18 protein-coding genes are annotated in these 18,672 nt (G+C 66.7%); 4 read left to right on the forward strand and 14 right to left on the reverse strand.

Annotation, left to right across the window (positions count from 1 at the left end; all coding sequences use genetic code 11):
- The first annotated feature begins 36 nt into the window (after positions 1-36).
- Both pyk and CZ375_RS05580 read left to right on the forward strand, forming a co-directional pair.
- Positions 37-1,482 carry a pyruvate kinase gene (gene pyk, locus CZ375_RS05575; RefSeq protein ID WP_200799703.1) on the forward strand — a complete coding sequence of 482 codons (1,446 nt, stop codon included), beginning with the start codon at positions 37-39 and terminating at the stop codon, positions 1,480-1,482.
- A gap of 247 nt (positions 1,483-1,729) precedes the next feature.
- A complete protein-coding gene (locus CZ375_RS05580) occupies positions 1,730-2,551 on the forward strand; it encodes a PfkB family carbohydrate kinase (RefSeq protein WP_077598277.1) in 822 nt (273 codons plus the stop codon).
- Here CZ375_RS05580 and CZ375_RS05585 read toward each other — a convergent pair.
- The 7 genes from CZ375_RS05585 to CZ375_RS05615 form a co-directional block, all read right to left on the reverse strand.
- Complete coding sequence (locus CZ375_RS05585; protein ID WP_234966902.1) at positions 2,548-3,303, reverse strand: GntR family transcriptional regulator; 756 nt, start codon at positions 3,301-3,303, stop codon at positions 2,548-2,550. The two genes, CZ375_RS05580 and CZ375_RS05585, sit on opposite strands and share 4 nt — an antisense overlap.
- Positions 3,296-4,009 (reverse strand): hypothetical protein, encoded by a 714-nt coding sequence (locus CZ375_RS05590; RefSeq protein ID WP_077598279.1) that lies wholly within the window; start codon positions 4,007-4,009, stop codon positions 3,296-3,298. Before CZ375_RS05590 ends, CZ375_RS05585 begins: the two co-directional genes overlap by 8 nt.
- Positions 4,010-4,019: 10 nt before the next feature.
- The gene (gene pheT, locus CZ375_RS05595; protein ID WP_077598280.1) at positions 4,020-6,491 is read right to left on the reverse strand and encodes a phenylalanine--tRNA ligase subunit beta; all 2,472 of its coding nucleotides are present in this window, start codon (positions 6,489-6,491) and stop codon (positions 4,020-4,022) included.
- 55 nt (positions 6,492-6,546) lie between these two features.
- A complete protein-coding gene (gene pheS / locus CZ375_RS05600; RefSeq protein ID WP_077598281.1) occupies positions 6,547-7,614 on the reverse strand; it encodes a phenylalanine--tRNA ligase subunit alpha in 1,068 nt (355 codons plus the stop codon).
- A 471-nt stretch (positions 7,615-8,085) separates the two neighbouring features.
- Positions 8,086-8,529: a hypothetical protein gene (locus CZ375_RS05605; protein WP_077598282.1), complete on the reverse strand. Its 444-nt coding sequence runs from the start codon at positions 8,527-8,529 to the stop codon at positions 8,086-8,088.
- A gap of 33 nt (positions 8,530-8,562) precedes the next feature.
- Positions 8,563-9,003, reverse strand: a complete 441-nt coding sequence (locus CZ375_RS05610) for a hypothetical protein (protein ID WP_077598283.1) — start codon at positions 9,001-9,003, stop codon at positions 8,563-8,565.
- Positions 9,004-9,151: 148 nt separating this feature from the next.
- Complete coding sequence (locus CZ375_RS05615) at positions 9,152-9,982, reverse strand: HAD family hydrolase (RefSeq protein WP_077598284.1); 831 nt, start codon at positions 9,980-9,982, stop codon at positions 9,152-9,154.
- A 115-nt stretch (positions 9,983-10,097) separates the two neighbouring features.
- Here CZ375_RS05615 and CZ375_RS05620 point away from each other — a divergent pair, with 115 nt between their 5' ends.
- On the forward strand, positions 10,098-11,105 hold the full coding sequence (locus CZ375_RS05620; protein ID WP_077598285.1) for a dipeptidase: 1,008 nt from the start codon (positions 10,098-10,100) through the stop codon (positions 11,103-11,105).
- Positions 11,106-11,345: 240 nt separating this feature from the next.
- Here CZ375_RS05620 and CZ375_RS05625 read toward each other — a convergent pair whose 3' ends face one another.
- The 4 genes from CZ375_RS05625 to CZ375_RS05640 are packed head-to-tail and all read right to left on the reverse strand — an operon-like array spanning position 11,346 to position 14,327.
- Positions 11,346-12,146 (reverse strand): metal ABC transporter permease, encoded by an 801-nt coding sequence (locus CZ375_RS05625; protein WP_097677385.1) that lies wholly within the window; start codon positions 12,144-12,146, stop codon positions 11,346-11,348.
- Positions 12,147-12,845 (reverse strand): metal ABC transporter ATP-binding protein, encoded by a 699-nt coding sequence (locus CZ375_RS05630; protein ID WP_077598286.1) that lies wholly within the window; start codon positions 12,843-12,845, stop codon positions 12,147-12,149.
- On the reverse strand, positions 12,845-13,861 hold the full coding sequence (locus tag CZ375_RS05635) for a metal ABC transporter substrate-binding protein (protein WP_077598287.1): 1,017 nt from the start codon (positions 13,859-13,861) through the stop codon (positions 12,845-12,847). The genes CZ375_RS05630 and CZ375_RS05635 overlap by 1 nt, the downstream gene beginning before the upstream one ends.
- 55 nt (positions 13,862-13,916) lie before the next feature.
- The gene (locus CZ375_RS05640; RefSeq protein ID WP_077598773.1) at positions 13,917-14,327 is read right to left on the reverse strand and encodes a Fur family transcriptional regulator; all 411 of its coding nucleotides are present in this window, start codon (positions 14,325-14,327) and stop codon (positions 13,917-13,919) included.
- A 425-nt stretch (positions 14,328-14,752) separates the two neighbouring features.
- Between CZ375_RS05640 and pepI the strand changes: the two genes are divergently transcribed.
- Complete coding sequence (gene pepI, locus CZ375_RS05645) at positions 14,753-15,652, forward strand: proline iminopeptidase (protein WP_077598288.1); 900 nt, start codon at positions 14,753-14,755, stop codon at positions 15,650-15,652.
- Positions 15,653-15,721: 69 nt separating this feature from the next.
- On the opposite strand, the gene nagA is transcribed toward pepI, so the two are convergent.
- From nagA to CZ375_RS05660, 3 genes are all read right to left on the reverse strand, one after another.
- Positions 15,722-16,903, reverse strand: a complete 1,182-nt coding sequence (nagA, locus tag CZ375_RS05650; protein WP_077598289.1) for an N-acetylglucosamine-6-phosphate deacetylase — start codon at positions 16,901-16,903, stop codon at positions 15,722-15,724.
- 124 nt (positions 16,904-17,027) lie between these two features.
- Positions 17,028-17,480 carry a fructose PTS transporter subunit IIA gene (locus tag CZ375_RS05655; RefSeq protein ID WP_077598290.1) on the reverse strand — a complete coding sequence of 151 codons (453 nt, stop codon included), beginning with the start codon at positions 17,478-17,480 and terminating at the stop codon, positions 17,028-17,030.
- A gap of 109 nt (positions 17,481-17,589) precedes the next feature.
- On the reverse strand, positions 17,590-18,585 hold the full coding sequence (locus CZ375_RS05660) for an ROK family protein (RefSeq protein WP_077598291.1): 996 nt from the start codon (positions 18,583-18,585) through the stop codon (positions 17,590-17,592).
- Between the last annotated feature and the right edge of the window lie 87 nt (positions 18,586-18,672).

Here is an 18,672-nt window from a genome sequence, read left to right on the forward strand (position 1 = left end):
CCGGCGGTCACGAGGCAAGAGAACGAGAGGAAGCACATGCCAATCAAGAGGACGAAGATCGTCTGCACCATGGGTCCCGCGACCGAGAGCGACGAGGTTCTGCGCGAGCTGATCAAGAGCGGCATGAACGTCGCCCGCTTCAACTTCAGCCATGGCAGCCACGACTACCACCGCAACAACATCGAGCGCGTCCGTCGCATCTCCGACGAGCTGCACATCCCCGTTGCCATCATGCTCGACACCAAGGGCCCCGAGGTGCGCACCGGCGAGCTCGCCAACCACGGTAAGGTGACCCTCACCACCGGCGAGACCACCATCGTCACCACCGACGAGGGCGTGGTGGGCACCGCGGAGCGCTTCTCGCTTGACTACAAGGCGCTGCCCCAGGAGGTGGAGAAGGGCTCCATCATCCTGATCGACGACGGCCTGATCGGCCTGGAGGTCGACCACGTCGAGGGCAACGACATGCACTGCAACATCATCAATGGCGGCGAGCTGGGCGAGCACAAGGGCGTCAACATCCCCAACGTGGACGTGAGCCTGCCCTCCGTCACCGAGCAGGACCGCGCGGACATCATGTTCGGCTGCGAGCTGGGCATCGACGCCATCGCCGCCTCCTTCATCCGCAACGGCGCCGCCGTGGACGAGATCCGCAAGATCTGCGCCGACAGCGGCATGCGCAACATCTACATCCTGCCGAAGATCGAGAGCGCCATGGGCGTCAAGAACTTCGACGAGATCCTGGAGCACTCCGACGGCATCATGGTCGCCCGAGGCGACCTGGGCGTGGAGATTCCCCCCTCTCAGGTCCCCCACGTGCAGAAGACCATCATCAAGAAGTGCAACGCTGCCTACAAGCCCGTCATCACCGCAACCCAGATGCTTGACTCCATGATTCGCAACCCCCGCCCGACCCGAGCCGAGGTCGCCGACGTTGCCAACGCGGTCTACGACGGCACCGACTGCGTCATGCTCTCTGGCGAGACCGCGGCGGGCAAGTATCCCATCGAGGCCGTCAAGATGATGGCCTCTATCGCCCGCGAGTCCGAGAACTACCTGGACGAGCGCGTGCTCGAGTATTACGACCGCGGCGGCCTGCGCAACGTGAACTCCGCCATCGGCGCCGCCGCCGTCGAGGTGGCGGACCGCGTGGGCGCCAAGTGCATCATCTGCCCCACGCACTCCGGCCGCACCGCCCGCCTGATCTCTAACTACCGTCCCAAGCTTCCCATCTATGCGATGTCTCCCTCCAACCACGCCGTCCGCAAGACCTGCTTCATGTGGGGCGTCTACGCCTACAAGACCACCGAGCAGGGCTCGCTCTCCTCAACCTGCTACAACGCCCTGACGGTGGCCAAGGAGCAGGGCCTGGTGGACACCGGGGACCTGGTGGTCATCACCGCAGGAGACCCGCAGACCTCGCCCTCCCAGGGCGACTACATCACGTCCACCAACATGACGATGGTGTCCCAGATTCAGTAGGGCGAGGAGCGCCCCTCCAAGGGGGACCTCCCCTTCAGAAGGCACCTCCCGAGGGGCCCGCAAGACCTCCTCTTGCGGGCCCCTCGTCCTGGCAAGAGGAGGCGGACGGCAGCGCGAGTCCCTTGCCCGCTCACCGAAGGCGGGGCGTCGGAGCTTTCAGGAATGCCAGGCATGTGGCTATGCTAGGGGGCACTCTCTTGGAGGACGCTGACTGACCGGCCGCAACGCAGGCGGCCGAGGGGGGCCCATGGACAGGCAGATACTGCTCGTACACGATCTGGTCGAGTCGGGAAAGGTGGCCCTGGGGGCCATGGTCCCCATCCTCTCGTACATGGGCTACGCCCTGCACACGCTGCCTACGTCGCTGGTTTCCAACCCCTCCTGCTACGGTTGCAACGTCACCATGGACACCACCGAGCACCTCCAGCGGACCCTTGATGCCTGGGACACGCTCGGCCTGGAGTTTGATGCCGTCATCACCGGCAACCTGCACTCCCTGGAGCAGATTCGCGTCATGCGGGGCTTCTGCGGCAGGCTCATGCGGGAGGACGCCTGCGTGCTGGTGGATCCCATCCTGAAAGACCCCTGGGGACCTGACGGGCTCATCGACGAGCTGCGCCTGGAGGGGATGCGCAGCCTGGTCCCACGCTCGTCCATCATCAGGCCCAACTACCAGGAGGCATGCCTGCTTACGGGAACCCCCGCACAGGAGGGCCCGTTGAGCGAGGGCGACGCGCGCACCCTGGTTGAGCGCCTGCACGCGCTGGGGGCGCAGTCCGTCGTGATCACCGGCTGCAAGGTGGAGGGACGCGACTGCGTCATTGGCCACGACTACGAGCTGGACGACTTCTTCGAGCTTCCCTTCGACCGCATAGGAGTGAGCTTCCCCGGGACCGGTGACGCCTTCAGCGCCGTGCTCCTAGGGCACCTCCTGCAGGAGGAGACGCTGGAGTCTGCAGCCCAGGCGGCGCTCGACGCCGTGCGCGAGATGGTCAGGCTCAGCCGCAGCCAGTTCGACCCCTGCCAGGGCCTGCTCATAGAGTCGCTCCTGGATGTGGTGGACGGCTAGCCGCGGCGCGTCTCGCTGCTGATCACGCAGCGGTTGGCCGGCAGCCAGACGCTGCCCCACTCGAAGGGCGTGCCGTCGTCCAGGCGGACCAGCTGGTCAAGCTCCAGCACCGGGGCGTGCTCGTCGCACTCAAGGTAGCGCCCGCGCTCCTTGCCCGCGACGCGGGCCGTGTAGACCATCTCGCTGCGGCCGATCCCACGTCCGCTCGTGCGCTCGACGGCGGCGAAGAGCGCCTCCGCCTCGAAGTCGACCTCGGCCAGCCCGGGGCAGACGGAGAGGTTGAGGTGGCTCTCGATGAACATGACCGCGCGGCGGCGCACGTAGCGAACGCGGCAGAGGTAGAGGTAGCCGTCGCCCGGGGCGATCTGGAGGTTCTCCGCGCAGGCGTCGTTGGCCGTGCGCACGCTCTTCTCCACCACGCGCGTCTCGTAGTCTATCCCCTGGCTGGACATGGACTCGCCAAAGGAGAGAAGGCGGTTGGAGCTGGGTCGGGCCATCACCGGCTGAACCACGAAGGTGCCGCGGCCGCGCTGCTGCACCAGGAGGCCCTCGTCCACCAGCTGGCGGATTCCCTTCTGCACGGTGCCACGCGAGAGGTCAAGCATGCCCATGAGCTCGTGCTCGGAGGGGATGGGCTCGTTCACGCCCCAGTCCTTCGAGTAGATCTTCTCGCGCACGAAGTCAGAGACCTGGACGTAGAGGAGCTCCCCTTCCGTCCTGTCGAAGCGTGCGGACATCCTTGCCCTAGGCATGGGGCCTCTCCTCCCTGAGCTCAGGAGCTGATGCTCCCTCGCGCGCATACGCCTTGAGGCCTGCCACCATGCGGCTCAGCACCTCGTCGAATGTCTGGTCGAAAAGCTCGGCCGTCAGCATGCTGTAGCTGGGCCTCCCCTGAGGCCGCCCCAGCTGGTTGTCGAGCACCATCTGATTTGCCACCTGAATGCTCAGGCGCAGCTCGTCCGGGTAGATGCCGTACTGGGGAAAGGCCAGGGCCTCCTCCTTGAGCCACTCCGTCTCGTGGCAGGTCCGCGAGAGCTCGAGGGTGCGCCCAAAGAGCTCGAAGTCCGCCTGCTTGCGAATGCGGGTCTCCTCCCCGCGGGGAATGCCATGGGCCTGGCGGAAGACGTTCACGTTGTGGTTGTAGACGTTGTCGGCCAGAAGGTGGCACCACGCGCCCAGGACCACGTCGGACACCCTGCCGTGCTCGTCGGCGCTGGGCAGGCCGAAGTGCCCCCAGAACTCCCAGTAGCGCGGCTCGGGGACGTGGCCCGGATCGGCGAAGTGCGTCTCGCAGTAGCCGATGCGGTACGGCAGGGGCAGCACCATGTAGCCAACGTAGACGTCGGGCACCAGGTTGCCGAAGAGGAAGGCGTTCTCGTCCTCGATCCCCAAATCAGAAGCGGCCGCCTCGCGAAGGGCCGCCTCTGCCTGGGCAAGATGTATGTTCCAGCTGGGCATCTCTTGGCCTCTAGCCGCGCACCTCGCCACCCGTTGACTTGGTGACCTTGCCGACGAGCTTGCTATGCGCCCTCTCAACCTCCTCCGAGGTGAGCGTACGGCCCTCGGCACGGTAGGTCAGCGAGAAGGCCAGGGACTTCTTGCCCGCGCCAACGCGCCGCTCGTCACGGTACACGTCAAAGAGGCGCACGTCCGCCAGGAGCTTGCCCCCCGCGCTCCTGATGCGCTGGAGCACCTGCTCGAAGGGCAGCTCCTCGTCCACCACCAGGGCGAGGTCGATGGAGACGCCGGGAAGCGTGGGCACGTCCTCGAAGGGCAGCTCGCGCTGGGCCAGGCGCATGAGCGCGGCGACGCTGAGCTCGAAGGCAACCACGTCGTCCTCGAGGTCGAAGTTGGCAAGGGCGTTGGGGTGGACGTTGCCCACCCAGCCCAGGAGCTCTCCCTGAGCGAGCACCTCGGCGGCACGCCCGGGCTGCAGCCAGGGGTAGCTCTCCCTCTCGGCCACGCGGAAGCGCACCTTGGTGATGCGCAGGGCGTCGAGCAGGGTCTCGACCACGCCCTTGGCGTCGAAGAAGTCCAGGCCGGCAGGTTTGGAGGACCACTGGTCATCGTCCCAGGCACCCGAGAGGACCGCGGCCACGTAGCTGGGCTCCTCGGGCTGGCTTGCGTGCTCGTGACCGAAGAACACGCGGCCCAGCTCGTAGAGCTGCACGTTCTTCACGCCGTGATCCTTGTTGTAGGCAACGGAGCGCAGGAGGCCCGGCAGGAGGTCGCGCCTCATCTCGGACTGGTCCGCCACCAGGGGGCGCAAGATCCTCACGGGCACGCCGCGACCGACGCCTGGCATTCCCAGCCTCTCGAGGTCGCGTGGGTCGGCGAAGTTGTAGGTGCTGGTCTCAGAGAGGCCCGCCGCGCGCAGCGTAGAGCCGATCTTGCGCAGGAGCCGCTGGTCTGGCCTGAGTCCGCCGGCATGGTTGCGGGCGGCCGGGAGCGTGGGCCTCACGTCCCCCTCGCCCCAGAGGCGCAGGACCTCCTCCACCAGATCGATCTCTCGGCTGAGGTCAGGGCGGTTGCTGGGCACGCGCACCGCAAGCGCCTCGTCCTCGCCCGCACCACGCGTCACCTCGCAGCCAAGCCTGGAGAGCCGGCCTGCCATGAACTCCGTCGTGATGGGCGCCCCGCAGAGGCCGCGCACGCGCTGGGGGCGCAGGGTCAGCTCCACGGGCTCGGGCTCGACGGGACAGGCGTCCACCATGCCCTCGCAGACCTCGGCCGCGCAGCACTCCTCGAACAGGGCGGCTGCGATGTCCGAGACCATGGCACAGCCCATGGGATCAACCTGGCGCTCGTAGCGGATGGAGGCCTCGCTCATGAGGTCGAGGTTGCGGCTGGCGCGGGAGATGTGGCCAGGCTCGAAGCTGGCGCTCTCGAGAAGGACGTCCACGCTGGTCTCGTCGATCTCCGAGTCGAGCCCGCCCATGACGCCGGCGAGGGCAACGGGCGTCTTGCCGTCGTCGGTGATGACCACCATGTCGTCCGTGAGGGCGCGCCGCTGGCCATCCAGGGTGGTGATGGTCTCCCCGTCCCTGGCCGCGCGCACCACGATGTGGCGCCTTCCGTCTCGCTCGGAGAGCTTGCCCAGGTCGAAGGCATGCAGGGGCTGACCAGTGAGGTACATGACGTAGTTGGTGACGTCCACCACGTTGTTGATGGGGCGGCTGCCCGCGGCAACGATGCGACGAGCCAGCCACTCGGGGCTTGGGCCGATCTTCACGTTACGCACCACGCGTGCGGTGTAGCGCGGGCAGAGCCTGTCGTCCTCGATGCGCACGTCCACCAGGTCCTCCGTGCGGCCGTGCGCCGCCGACTCGTCCTTGATGGCAGGCAGGTCAACGTGGACGTCCTCGTCGAGCATGGCGGCGACCTCGCGCGCCATGCCCAGCATGGAGAGGCAGTCGGGACGGTTGGGGGTTATCTCGCAGTCGATCACGGTGTCGCTCGTGCCGGCATAGTCCGTGAACTCCAGGCCCACGGGGGTCTCGGGAGGCAGGATCATGATGCCGGCGTGGTCGCCGTCAAGCCCCAGCTCGCGGCTGGAGCAGTTCATGCCACGCGACTCGATGCCGCGAAGCTTGCCCTTCTTGATCGTGATGCCTCCCGGAAGGGTTGCGCCGACCAGGGCCGTCACGGTCTTGTCGCCCTGGCTGAAGTTCTGGGCTCCGCAGACCACCTGCAGGGGAACGGGCCTGCCGCCCTCGTCCACGTTGTGCTCCCCCACGTCCATCTTGCAGACGAACATGTGGTCAGAGTCGGGGTGGGGGACCTTCTCCAAGACCTGGGAGGTCACTACGCCCGTGATGTCGGAGCCAAGGCGCTCGACGGACTCCACCTCGGTGCCGGTGCGGACGAACTCGTCAACCAGGCTCTGGGGGTCCTCAGGAACGTCAACCATGCTCTTGAGCCACTCGTATGAAACGCGCATCTGTGTCTCGCTTTCTTCTCGCGCGAAGAGGTCTTCTTGGGTTGGGGCGCTGCCGCTAGAACTGCCTCAGGAAGCGCATGTCACCGGTCATGAGCATGCGCAGGTCGGGCAGGTCGTAGCGCAGGGCGGCCACGCGCTCCACGCCGATGCCGAAGGCGAAGCCGGAGTACTTCTCGGGGTTGATGCCCACGTAGCTGAAGACGTTTGGGTCGACCATGCCGCAGCCCAAGATCTCGAGCCAGCCCGTGTTCTTGCAGAAGCGGCAGCCCTTGCCGTGGCAGACGCCGCAGGAGACGTCCACCTCGCAGCTGGGCTCCGTGAAGGGGAAGAAGTGTGGGCGGTAGCGGGTTGCGCGGTCCTTGCCGAAGATCTCGCGGCAGAAGTAGTCGAGGGTGCCCTTGAGGTCGCCGAAGGTGATGCCCTCGTCCACCACCAGGCCCTCCACCTGCGTGAACTGGGGTAGGTGGTTGGCGTCTGCGGTGTCCGGACGAAAGACCGTGCCCGGGCAGATCATGTAGATGGGAGGCTCCTTCTCCTCCATCACGTGCACCTGCACGCCCGAGGTCTGGGTGCGCAGGAGCACGTCGGACTCGCCCAGGACGTGAGTCGCCTTGCCCTCGGGTGCGCGGTCCTCCACGTAGAAGGTGTCCTTGGCCGAGCGGCTGGGGTGGTCCTCGGGGGCATTCAGGGCAGTGAAGTTGTAGTAGGTGGTCTCCACGTAGGGACCGTCCTCCACGGTGTAGCCCAGCCCCACGAAGATGTCCTCTATCTCCTCGCGAATCTGCGAGATGAGGTGTTGGGTACCCTGCGAGAGCCTGCGTCCCGGCAGGGTGACGTCAACTGCGTCCGCCTGGATGCGCGCCTCGAGCGCAGCCCGGGACAGCTCCGCCTTGCGCCGGGCGATGGCCTCCTCCACGCCGGAGCGCACGCTGTTGGCCAGCTGGCCCATTGCCGGGCGCTCCTCGGGGGCGAGCTTGCCCATGGAGCGCATGATGGCCGTGAGCGAGCCCTTCTTGCCTGTCGCAGAGATGCGCAGCTGCTCAAGCTCCTCGAGGGAGGATGCCTCTCGCACGCCCCTCTCCACCATCTCCTGAATCGACCTCAGCTCATCGGACATCGCCATGTCGCAAATCCCCTCTCGATAAAAAACCGCCCCCGGGCCAGCTGCCCAAGGACGGAATATTCCGCGGTACCACCTTGATTGCCCGCCGCGCTGTCTCTCGCGGATGGCCGCTCTTGCGCCTCGTGCCGTGAGGCGGACGGCTTCCCTACTGGCGCGCCAAGCCGGGCGCGGGCGCACGTTCAGGTTGCGGCTGCTGGAGTGAACTTCGTCCGTCAGCCTTGGAGGGGCCTCTCAGCCACGGGCCCCCTCTCTCATCCGCTGGCGACGCGACGGGCGAACCTCTCCGTCATTGCCTGCGAAGCATCATAGCACGACGGCTGGCCCAAGGCGTGCTGGTAGGGCACCTGTGGACGGGCGAATCCGCCATTCTTGGCTCCACACGCGAGAAAGCCAAGTATTGACCCACCTGCGGGGCAGCCACAGGTGGGTCAACACGGGAAGAGGCGTAGCTCTCGGCCGAGAAGACGCGCGTTAGTCCTCTACGAGATTGAAGCGCTCCTCGTCCTTGTCGAACGCCAGGGTGTAGTCCTTGCCTGCCTCAAGATGGAGCTCGACCTTAGAGGGGCCCCAGGTGGTGGTCACCGTCTTGTGCAGGACGCCAGGCCTCGTATAGGAATACGTCACCTCGAGCACCACATCGCCCGGCATGGCGTAGACGACCCAGCCCATGCTCTCCATGAAGACGGCGGCCTCTCCGCTGAGGACCTGGGCTCGCAGGTCCTGCTGGGTGATTACGTTGTTGTTGGCCTTGAGGCACACTTTCACGCAGCCAGGGTGAGCTGCCTTCCACTTCGTGATGGAGCCCTTGTTCATCTTTGCGGACACCACCGCGAAGATGGCGGCAAGGACGAACATGGCGATGACGACGTATGCGTATACGCCCATCCCGAAAAACGCGTCGATGTACTCCTGCATTGATCTCCTCTTTCCGTATGACTGCCCGTGTGTCTACTGCTTCTTCTCGGCCTCGAGCCGCGTGACCGCACTTCTCTCGCCCGTGACGCCAAGGTCCTCCAGGAGCTCTTGGTACTGGGACACGCCCAAGAGCGTCAGGTCGAAGTCGTGCGCCGCCCCGTCCGCCTCCACAACCTTGAGCGTCAGGTACTGGCCATCCGAGCTCTCCGCGCGCAGGGCAACCTGGCCAAGGTCGAAATGCCACTCTTCCCTGCCCTTGAAGATGGAGAGGCTCGTGTCCCTGACCACCACGCGCATTCTCAGGTGGCTCAGCATGTCCGCAAGCATGGCCACGGCCAAGAGGCCGGAGCCCAGCAGGCCGGCGACCATGCCGAAGAAGCGTCCCAGCACGAGGAAGGCGAGGATGACGCCGCAGGCAAGCGCAAGCAAGTTCCATGCCACGGCAAAAATGTTGCGGGAATACGCCTTTTCCATGCCTCGCCCCGTCTCCTTCCCAACCAAACGTGCACCAATTAATGCACACGTCAACCAAGCGCCCATGCGAGAAGGTGGCCTGACGGCAGAGGGGGGGGGTGAGCGGCGGGAAAGGGGCGTCAGCCGCAACAGGGTTCCATGGGCATGCCTAGGCGAGGACGTCTGGCAGCTCCCCGCAAACGAGGGCCTCGATCGCCGCCGGCACGGCATCCTCCTCGACGGGACCGATCACCCAGCGGGCAGCCTCCCTTGCCTCGGCCACGGCGCCGGCAACCGCAAAGGAGTTGGGCACATGGGACAGCATGGACACGTCGTTGCCGCCGTCACCAAAGGCCACCACCTCGTCCAGGCCGATCTGCAGTCGCTGGCACATGAGGTCGATGGCCGCGGCCTTGCCCCAGCCCCGGGTCATGACGTTGAGCCAACCTGGCTGGGGCACGTCAAAGCTGAGTGCGGGGACGGCCTGCTCCAGACGGTCTGCCAGGCGTCGCATCTCGTCCACGCCGGCATTCAGGAAGACGTTGGCCTTGATGGTGGGCTCCCGCGGCAGGCTCTCCACGCGCGCGGCGCGGCTCGCGTAGGCTGGGAAGCACTTCTCAAGCTCACAGAGGGAGCCTTCCACCAGCAGCGGGTCTGCGCCTCTGAAGTAGAGCAGGCCGGCACCGTCCACATGGCGCAGCTCCTCAGCAAGCTGGCCGAGCGCCTCGGTTGGCAGGAGCTCCTCGTGGAACCTCTCACCACCCAGGTAGAGCTCCATGCCGTTGGACGCGAGGGCCGTGTCGTAGCAGGCGCTGTCATGGCAGAGGAGCGGCTCCACCCACTGCCTGCCGCGACCGCTGGCAGGGCCAATGAGGATGTCTGCGTCCAGCGCCCGGTGAAAGGACCTCAACACCTCTTGACCGACCGCCTTCTGGCCATAGGGCAGGATGGTCCCGTCGATGTCGGTCAGGATCAGTTTGGGCCTTGGAAGCTCGGGCATGGAATCTCCTCCAGATGTTTGCAAGCGCATGTCCGTCCCCCGCGGCCGGCGCGCCGGGGGGGACGGCATGACTATAGTTTGACGCCATAGAGCATGCCCCACGAGAGGAGACCCCATGCGCGTGTTCGACCTTCACTGCGACACCATAGACAGCCTCTGCATGGCTGACGAGGCGAGGTTTCTCCCCTACCTGTCCGAGCGGCCAAGCGGGGACATCCGCTCGAACAACCTGGCGCTTGCAACGGAGCGCATGTCGGCAGCGGCGCAAGGCGGCTGGTGCCAGTGCTACGCAATCTGGGTGCCCGACGACCTCATGGGCCTGGGCCTGAGCCAACGGGCCTTCTATGAGCGCGCCTGCGCGTACTTCAAGGGCCAGATGGAGGCGCATCCCCATGATGTGAGCCAGGTGCTCAGCGCGACGGACATCGACAAGGCGCTCGGGGCGGGACGCGTGGCCGCGCTCCTTGCGGTGGAGGGCGCAAGCCCCGTGCAGGAGGACCTCTCCTACCTGGACCGCATGCACGAGGACGGCGTGCGCATGGTCACGCTCTGCTGGAACGGGAAGAACTCCATCGCCAGCGGGAACGACACCACAGACGGCATCTCCGCCTTTGGGAGAGAGGCAGTACGGCACATGCTCGAGCTAGGCATGGTCGTGGACGTGAGCCACCTCAACGACCAGGGCTTCTCGGACCTTCTTGCCCTGACGGACGCCCCGTTCGTGGCATCGCACTCCAACAGCCGCAGCGTCTGCGGACACCCACGCAACCTCACGGACGACCAGTTCAGGGCCATCGTGGCACGCGGTGGGCTGGTGGGTCTCAACTACTACCGCGGCTTCATCACCGAGCGGCTTGGCCATGGCCATGAGGCGGTCGGCGCCCAGGACGAGGTGAGCTTCGACGAGCTGGCAGCGCACGTCGAGCACTTTCTTGACCTGGGAGGGGAGGACGTTCTGGCGCTGGGCAGCGACTACGACGGCTCAACGGTGCCGACGTGGCTGGACGGCTCCCAGACCATGGGAGGCTTCTGGCAGCTCATGCGCGCACGCTTTGGGCAAGAGACCTGCCAGAAGATCTTCTTTGACAACGCCCGGAGGTTTTTCGGCCGCCAACTTGGGTAGCATGCCATAGGGCAGCCCCCGCCGGAGGATTCCCCGGGCCACGCGCCCGCCCTCCGGCACACCCCCTCGCCTTCTACCCGGCAGCGTCACGCGTTGGCGCTGCCGGTAGGTAGGACGACCAGGTGGGGGCCTGGCCGTGGAGAGGAATGCGCGCCGTGCCACCAGCCTGGCACGGCGCGTTCTCTGTTGCGGGGACGCCCCTGGCGGCAGGTCAACGATAGGCAGGCCCGCGCGCTGCGGCTATCGTGCGAGAGAAGCCAGCTTCTTCCCCAGGAAGACCAGCAGAAGCAGGGCGACAGCCATCAGGACGATGGTGCCACCGGGCTTGAGCCCGGCGTAGAACGAGACCACCAGGCCAAGCACGGTGGTCAGCACGCCCACGAGGCTGGCGATGACGCAGGTCTGCCTCCAGCTGCGCGCCAGCTGCAGCGCGCAGGCAACGGGCACCACCATCATCGAGGACACGATGAGCGAGCCGACCGTGCGAGAGGCCACGGCGACCACCAGCGCGACCACCACCACGAACGCCACGTTGGCAACATCGGTGGGCACGCCGGCCGCGCGGGCGTGCCTCTCGTCGAAGGACATGAGGAAGAGCTCCCGATGCCCCAGGGCGCAGAGCAGCAACGCGAGTGCGGAGATGGCCACTATGGAGAGGGTCTCCTCGGGGCTCACCGTGAGGATGCTGCCGAACATGAAGCTGTTGAAGCTGGACGCGTTGGGCACGAACCCAGACAGCACGCCCGCAAGCCCGATGCCCGTTGCCATCACGATCGCCACGGCAAGCTCGGACTGCTCGCGGAAGCGCCGACGGATGGCCTCGATGCAAAGCGCTCCCGCCAGGCAGGCCGTGACCGCGCCGGCCACGGGGTTGACGCCCGCCACCATGCCGCCCGCAACGCCGGCAAGCGAGGTGTGCGAGAGCGCGTCACCGATCATGGAGAGGCGCTTCAGCACCACGGTCACGCCCACGAGGGGGATCACGATGCCCAGGAGCACGCCCACCAGCAGGCTCCTCTGCATGAAGACGTACCCCAGCAACTAGACCACCCCCAGGGCGGCGCCGTGGCTCTTGTGCGCAAGGCCGCCCGCGACCTCCACCACCTGGCAGCCCAGCTGCTCGAGGGGGGCCAGGTCATGGGTGACGAGAAGGACCGCCATGCCCCTCTCGGCATGCGCCTGGCTCACCAGACGGTAGAAGACCTCGCGGCTCTCCTTGTCCAAGCCGTTGGCAGGCTCGTCGAGCACCAGCAGGCGCGGGTCGCCCACCAGAGCGCAGGCCAGCCGCACACGCTGGAGCTGACCGCCGGAGAGCTCCCTGACCAGGCGCCTCCCATAGCCATCCATGCCCACGCGCCCCAGGGCCTCCAGGCTGCGCTCGCGCCTCTGCCTGGCTCTCAGGCCGCGTCCGCTGGCGTACTGGCTCGCGTCGACCAGCTCGAAGACGCTCGCGGGGAAGCGCGAGACCGCCTCGGGCGGCAGCTGGGGCACATACCCCACCAGCGCCCAGTTGCGAAAGCGCTGGGCGTTCTGGCCGAAGAGCAGAACCGATCCCGAGGCGGGAGCGAGCTCGCCCACCACCAGCCGCGCGATGGTGGACTTGCCCGCCCCGTTGTCCCCCACCAGGGCACAGACCTGGCCCTCGGAGAGCTCCAGGTCAAGCCCGCGCAGCACCTCGGTTCCCCGATAGGAGAACGAGACGCCGCGCAGGCTCACCGGCTTCGCGGTGCCGTCAGGCATTAGGCAAGCGCCTTTTCGAGCGCGTCGAGGTTTGAGCGCATGACGGAGAAGTAGTCCTTGCCGGCGGCGATGTCCTCCTCGGAGAGGCCCTCCAGAGGGTTGAGCTCCTCGACGGTGGCACCGGATGCCTCGGCGATCGACTGCGCGACCTTGGGGCTGACAAGCTCCTCGGTAAAGATGACCTTCACGTTGTTCTTCTTGACGAACTCGACTATCTCGGCCATCTTCTGGGCGTCGGGCTCGCTGTCCGCCTCGATGCCCTCGATGGCCATCTGCGTGAGGCCATACTGGCTGCAGAGGTAGCCGAAGGCCTCGTGGCTCACCACGATGGTCCTCCCGGGCAGGGCCTCGAGCCTCTTGAAGTACTCGCCGTCGAGGGAGACGCACTCCTTCTCCCACTTCTCGAAGTTGGCCTGATAGGTCTCCTTGCCCTCTGGGTCTGCCTTGATGAGGCCCTCGCAGATGTTCTTCATCTCGATGGCCGCATTGGAGGGAGCCAGCCAGCAGTGCGGGTCGGTGGACCCGTGGTCGTGGTCGTGGTCATGGCCCTCGTGCTCGTGCTCCTCATGCTCCATGGCCTCGGCGCTGAGCTCCAGCAGCTTGACGTCCTGGCTTGCCTCGACCACCACGAGCTTGTCGTTGCTCAGGCCCTTGAGGGTGTCCTCCACCCAGTGCTCCATGCCGGCGCCGTTGTACACCAGCACGTCCGCCTCCTCCAGGGACTTGAGGTCAGTGGTGGAGGGCTCCCAGTCGTGAGGCTCGGTACCCGAGGGGACAAGGCAGCTGACCTCGGCGCGATCTCCGGCAATCTTGCTGGCGAAGTCATACATGGAGTAGAAGCTGGCGATCACCTTGATCTTCTTCGATCCTGCGTCCTTGCCCTCGGTCTTGCCGTCTCCTGGCTGCGAGGCGGCGCAGCCGGCAAGCAGCGCAGGCGCGGTGGCGGCGGCAAAGGCAAGCGCACCGCGACGGGACATGACGGGACCAAAGAAACGAGTGCTACGGGTGCTGTGCATGAAATTCCTCCTTAGGAATGGGTTGGCTTGGGAACCCGGCAACAGGCGCAGGCGCCTAGTCGCCTTTGCGGCAGCTCTCGCAGAGGCCGTAGAGGACCGTGCGAGAGAAGTCGATCTTGAAGCCGTGCTCGCCCTCGACGTGCTGGTAGAACTCGGGAAGCATCTCGCAGTCAAGGGGAATCGCTCGACCGCAGCTCAGGCAGACGAGCTGGCCCTCGTCCCTTCTCTCGGGATCGATCAGGCGATAGCGCGACTCCCCTCCCCCAGGGGCTACCACCTTGGCCACGCAGCCCTCGGTAGCCAGAGACTCGAGGGTGCGGTAGGCAGTGGTGCGACCCACGCCCTGGCCCTCGGCGCGCATGAGGCCAAACACGTCGTCCACGCTGAGGTACCTGTCCCTGTGTGCTGAGAGGAAATCCGAGACCGCCTGGCGCTGCCTGGTCTTGTAGGGGTGCTTCTCGCCCACCACAGCTCATCTCCTGCCTGCGTCGGGCCCTCTGCCCGGCCTCCGCTCATCCATAAAATGAACTTAGATTCCATTTTATGGGCTGATACCCGCTCGACAGGAACTTTGCTAACGTCTGCCGAATCAACACGCCGACGTCACATGGAATTGGGAGAAGACCGTGCGATGGGCTCCGCCGGCCTCTCGTCTGTAGGCCACCAACTGACGGCCAAGTAGGCAGAAGGTGGTCCGAGATGGGAAAAGGGCCTGCCAGCCCGTCGCCTGGGACGGCCCGCCAACGCGAGGAGCTCGTGGACGCCTTCCACGAGCTGGAGACGGGCGGCTTCCTCAGGGAGCAGTCTCTCAGGAGCTAGCCGGGAATGGCGCCGCCCCTCGCACATGCCGCATAATCCTCTCAAGACAGAGGCGCCCGGAGAGGAGCAGACATGCGCGTGCGCGAGGGGAAGATGGCTTGGCAGGGGTTCGAGACCTACTACCGCATCGTGGAGCCGGAGTCTGCCGCGCGGGACAAGGCGAGCCTCGTCCTGCTGCACGGCGGCCCCGGCTCCACCCATAACTACTTCGAGCTGCTCGACGAGCTTGCCGAGGCGAGCGGTCGCAGCATAGTGATGTACGACCAGCTAGGATGCGGCCTCTCGTGGGACGATCGCATGGCGGGCATGCCCGAGCTCTGGCAGGCGGGCACCTGGCTGGACGAGCTGGCCCGGCTGCGGGAGGACCTTGGCCTTGCGCACGTGCACCTCCTGGGGCAGTCCTGGGGAGGCATGCTGGCCATCATGTACCTCTGCGACCGCAAGGCGCGAGGCGTGGAGTCCGTGATCCTCTCGAGCACCCTCGCCTCGGCCTCGCTCTGGTCTGCGGAGGGCCACCGAAGGCTGCGCTACCTGAGCGCGCAGGAGCAGGAGGCCTACGCGAGGGCCGAGGCGAGCGGCCGCTTCGATGACCCCGAGTTTCGCGCGGCAGAGGCACGCCTCATGGAGCTCTTCAGCGCCGGGGAGCCCGACGGGGACAGCCCCGAGTGCCTGCGCAGGCCCAAGAGGTCGGGGCGCGAGGCCTACGTGTGCGCCTGGGGCGACAACGAGCTTATGCCCTCGGGGACCCTTGCGGGATACGAGTACGCGGGCAGGCTGGACGAGGTCTCCTGCCCCGCCCTCGTCATCAGCGGGACCCAGGACCTCTGCTCCCCCCTGGTGGCGAAGCAGCTGGCAGATGGCATCGCGGACTCACGCTGGGAGCTCTTCGCGAACTGCCGTCACATGTGCTTTGCCGAGGACAGGACCCGCTACCTGGACCTTCTCTGCGAATGGCTAGCCAAGAGACGCTAGGCCCAAAGGGCTGCGCGCCGCGCCGGCAGGGGGCGCGCGGGGCCGCCCCCGAAGCCGTCCGGCCCGAGACTACCTGACCAGTACGCCGCCCAGGTAGGTCTCCTCGAGCTCCATGGAGGGCGAGAGCACGTTGAAGTCGGCGCAGCGTCCGGCGAGGATGCTGCCGCAGCAGTCGTCTATGCCGGACATCCGGGCGGGAATCTCGCTTGCCATGCGCATGGCCTGATCAGGAGAGGCGACGCCCCAGTCGACCACGTTCTTGACCGCGGCCGCCAGCGTAAGCACGGACCCCGCGATGTTGCCGGCGCCCCCATCCTCCCTCAGCAGGCGCGCGATGCCCTCTGCGAGGCGGATGGGGAAGTCTCCCAGCATGTAGTCGCCGTCGGGCATGCCGCCGCAGCGCAGGCAGTCGGAGACGAGCGAGATGTGCCGCCAGCCCTTGGCGTTGGTCAGCGCGCGCACGGCGCCGGGATGCACGTGCATGCCATCACAGATGAGCTCCGCGAAGGTGTCGCCCGCTGCCATGGCGCATCCCACCAGGCCAGGGGCCCTGTGGGCAAGGCCGCTCATGGCATTGTAGGCGTGAACGAAGGAGTTGGCGCCAGCAGCGACGGCGGCCATGCCTTCCTCGAAGCTCGCCGACGAATGCCCCAGCGCCACGGCCACGCCCATCTCGCGCATGCGCGCGCAGTACTCTGCGCTCCCCTCGCGCTCAGGGGCGATGGAGCTCCTGCATATGAGGCCATGGGCCGCCTCCTGCCAGCGACGGAAGAGCTCCACGGAGGGGTCGCACATGTGGTCGGGATTCTGGGCGCCGGCATGCTCGCAGGTGAAGAAGGGCCCCTCGAGGAAGATGCCCTCTATGCGCGCCCCGAGGAAGTCCTCGTCGCGCGAGTCGGCGGCCTCGTGCACGCTGGCGCAGGCACGCTCGATCTCATCCGCGGACTGGGTCAGCGTCGTGGGCGTCCAGGAGGTGGTGCCGTGACGGGCAAGCTCGAGGCTGGCGGCGTTGATGCCCTCGGGGTCGCAGTCCATGACGTCGTGGCCCGCAAAGCCATGCACGTGCGTGTCCACAAAGCCTGGGGCGATCCAGCGGTCGCTGCGGTCGAGCACCCGAGCGCCGGCCTTCGCCTCCTGCGTCACGGGGCGAAACACGCCATCGGCGACGGGAAGGTAGCCCGAGGCGACGACGCCCCCCGGAAGGACGATGTGGCCTGACTTGACGTAGAGCGTCTCCTGCTCCTGTGCCATGGCTGCCTCCTTGGCGGCGGACGTCTTGTTTGATGTACCCCAGTATAGGCGAGCGGGCCTCTCGCACGAGAAGGACCCCACGGCCAAGGCCGCAGGGTCCTGAGGTCAGACCATGTGAAGGAGCCTAGTCCAGGCCGCCGTTGATGAGCTCCGCGATGGAGGCCTCGTCCGTGCCGGCAAGGGCGCTGGCGCGGAAGCCCTCGTCCATGAGCATGATGGCCACCTTGGACAGCAGCTGGAGATGCGTGGTGCCCGCCTCTCCCCCGGGAACGCACAGGGCGATGGCCACTTTGATGGGCTTGTTGTCCATGGACTCCCACTCGATGTCGCCAGCGAACTTGGCGACGAGGACCGCGGCCTCCTTGATGGCGTCGGTCTTTGCGTGCGGGATGGCGAAGCCCTCCATCATGCCCGTGGTGCCCTCGGCCTCGCGGGCCCTGAAGGCATCCAGGACGGACTGCGCGTCATCCGCGATGCCCAGCTCGACGGACTTCTGGGACAGGAACTCCAGGGCCTCGTCCACGCTCTTGGCGGGATTGTCCAAAAAGACGTGGGACGCCTTGACGAAATCTCTCATGGGCTGCTCCTTTGCTGCCGGGCCGCCAGGTATCCGGGCCGCCTTCCGTGCATCTCGACTGCTCGCCAAACGCAAGCCATGGGGACAGGATACCACCAACGACCGGGCCCTAGGCGAGGCCCGCCTGTCTCAGCGCCTCGTATGCCACGCCATACATTCCCGCGTCGTTGCCCAGGCTGCAGGGCAGGATGCGGGTGGCGGAGGAGGGGGCCAGGCAGTGCGCCCGGAAGCTTGCAGAGAGGCGCTCGGCGTACAGGTCGAAGGCGCCCGCGACGCCGCCGCCTACGAGATAGACCGCGGGGTCGATGATGGTGGAGACCTGCGCGAGGGCGTAGCCCAGATGCTCGCACATGCGAGAGACCGCGGCGTCCGCGCAGGCGTCGCCGGCGCGCAGGGCGTCGAAGACCGCCAGGGCGTCCGTCTCGTGGGCAAGCGCAACGGGAGCGCAGGAGCGCCTTGCGCACTCGTCGCGGTAGAGCCACACCAGGCCCTTTGCGGAGGCATACTGCTCCAGGCAACCGTGCCTGCCGCAACCGCAGGTGCGCCCCTCACCCTCCTTCACCACGGTCATGTGGCCGATCTCGCCGCCGGCGCCAAAGGCGCCCGGGACGAGCCGTCCGCCCACGACCACGCCGCCGCCCACGCCCGTCCCCAGCGTGACCATCACGAAGCTGTCGACGCCCTTGGCAGACCCACGCCAGAGCTCGCCCAGGGCGGCCGCGTTGGCGTCGTTCACGAAGGCGAGGGTTGCCTCGGGGAAGGCGTCCCTGAGGGCCATGCAGAGGCCGTCTGGGTCAAGCTCTATGTTGGCGAGCATGCCCACGTTGCCCCGGTCGTCCACGGGCCCAGGCACGTCGAGCCCCACCGCCACCACGTCCTCGGCAACCCTTCCCGCGCGTTCCACCAGCCCAGAAAGACCCTGGGCGATCTTCTTGAAGGCCTCCTGGCCCACGATTCTCCCCGTGGGGACCTTTGCCGTGGCAAGGACCTCCCCCGTGCAGGTCAAAAGACCCGCCTTGATGGAAGTGCCCCCCACGTCGATGCCCAGCGCGCAGGCGTTCTCCCTCTTGGCGCAGGCGGCGCACACCGGCTCCAGTGCAGCCATGAGACCTCTCCTCTCGTCGCTTGGATACTGGCCTCTAGTATCTCTCCTGGCGGCCCCCTCCGGCGCCACGGCCCCGACAAAAGCGGC

It is taken from the genome of Olsenella urininfantis, from assembly GCF_900155635.1.
GTDB lineage: Bacteria > Actinomycetota > Coriobacteriia > Coriobacteriales > Atopobiaceae > Olsenella_G > Olsenella_G urininfantis.

Bases quoted from the DNA above. Each gene is read 5' to 3' on its own strand.
- pyk (WP_200799703.1), top strand. From the start codon at position 37: ATGCCAATCAAGAGGACGAAGATCGTCTGCACCATGGGTCCCGCGACC.
- CZ375_RS05580 (WP_077598277.1), top strand. From the start codon at position 1,730: ATGGACAGGCAGATACTGCTCGTACACGATCTGGTCGAGTCGGGAAAG.
- CZ375_RS05585 (WP_234966902.1), bottom strand. From the start codon at position 3,303: ATGCCTAGGGCAAGGATGTCCGCACGCTTCGACAGGACGGAAGGGGAG.
- CZ375_RS05590 (WP_077598279.1), bottom strand. From the start codon at position 4,009: ATGCCCAGCTGGAACATACATCTTGCCCAGGCAGAGGCGGCCCTTCGC.
- pheT (WP_077598280.1), bottom strand. From the start codon at position 6,491: ATGCGCGTTTCATACGAGTGGCTCAAGAGCATGGTTGACGTTCCTGAG.
- pheS (WP_077598281.1), bottom strand. From the start codon at position 7,614: ATGGCGATGTCCGATGAGCTGAGGTCGATTCAGGAGATGGTGGAGAGG.
- CZ375_RS05605 (WP_077598282.1), bottom strand. From the start codon at position 8,529: ATGCAGGAGTACATCGACGCGTTTTTCGGGATGGGCGTATACGCATAC.
- CZ375_RS05610 (WP_077598283.1), bottom strand. From the start codon at position 9,003: ATGGAAAAGGCGTATTCCCGCAACATTTTTGCCGTGGCATGGAACTTG.
- CZ375_RS05615 (WP_077598284.1), bottom strand. From the start codon at position 9,982: ATGCCCGAGCTTCCAAGGCCCAAACTGATCCTGACCGACATCGACGGG.
- CZ375_RS05620 (WP_077598285.1), top strand. From the start codon at position 10,098: ATGCGCGTGTTCGACCTTCACTGCGACACCATAGACAGCCTCTGCATG.
- CZ375_RS05630 (WP_077598286.1), bottom strand. From the start codon at position 12,845: ATGCCTGACGGCACCGCGAAGCCGGTGAGCCTGCGCGGCGTCTCGTTC.
- CZ375_RS05635 (WP_077598287.1), bottom strand. From the start codon at position 13,861: ATGCACAGCACCCGTAGCACTCGTTTCTTTGGTCCCGTCATGTCCCGT.
- pepI (WP_077598288.1), top strand. From the start codon at position 14,753: ATGCGCGTGCGCGAGGGGAAGATGGCTTGGCAGGGGTTCGAGACCTAC.
- nagA (WP_077598289.1), bottom strand. From the start codon at position 16,903: ATGGCACAGGAGCAGGAGACGCTCTACGTCAAGTCAGGCCACATCGTC.
- CZ375_RS05655 (WP_077598290.1), bottom strand. From the start codon at position 17,480: ATGAGAGATTTCGTCAAGGCGTCCCACGTCTTTTTGGACAATCCCGCC.
- CZ375_RS05660 (WP_077598291.1), bottom strand. From the start codon at position 18,585: ATGGCTGCACTGGAGCCGGTGTGCGCCGCCTGCGCCAAGAGGGAGAAC.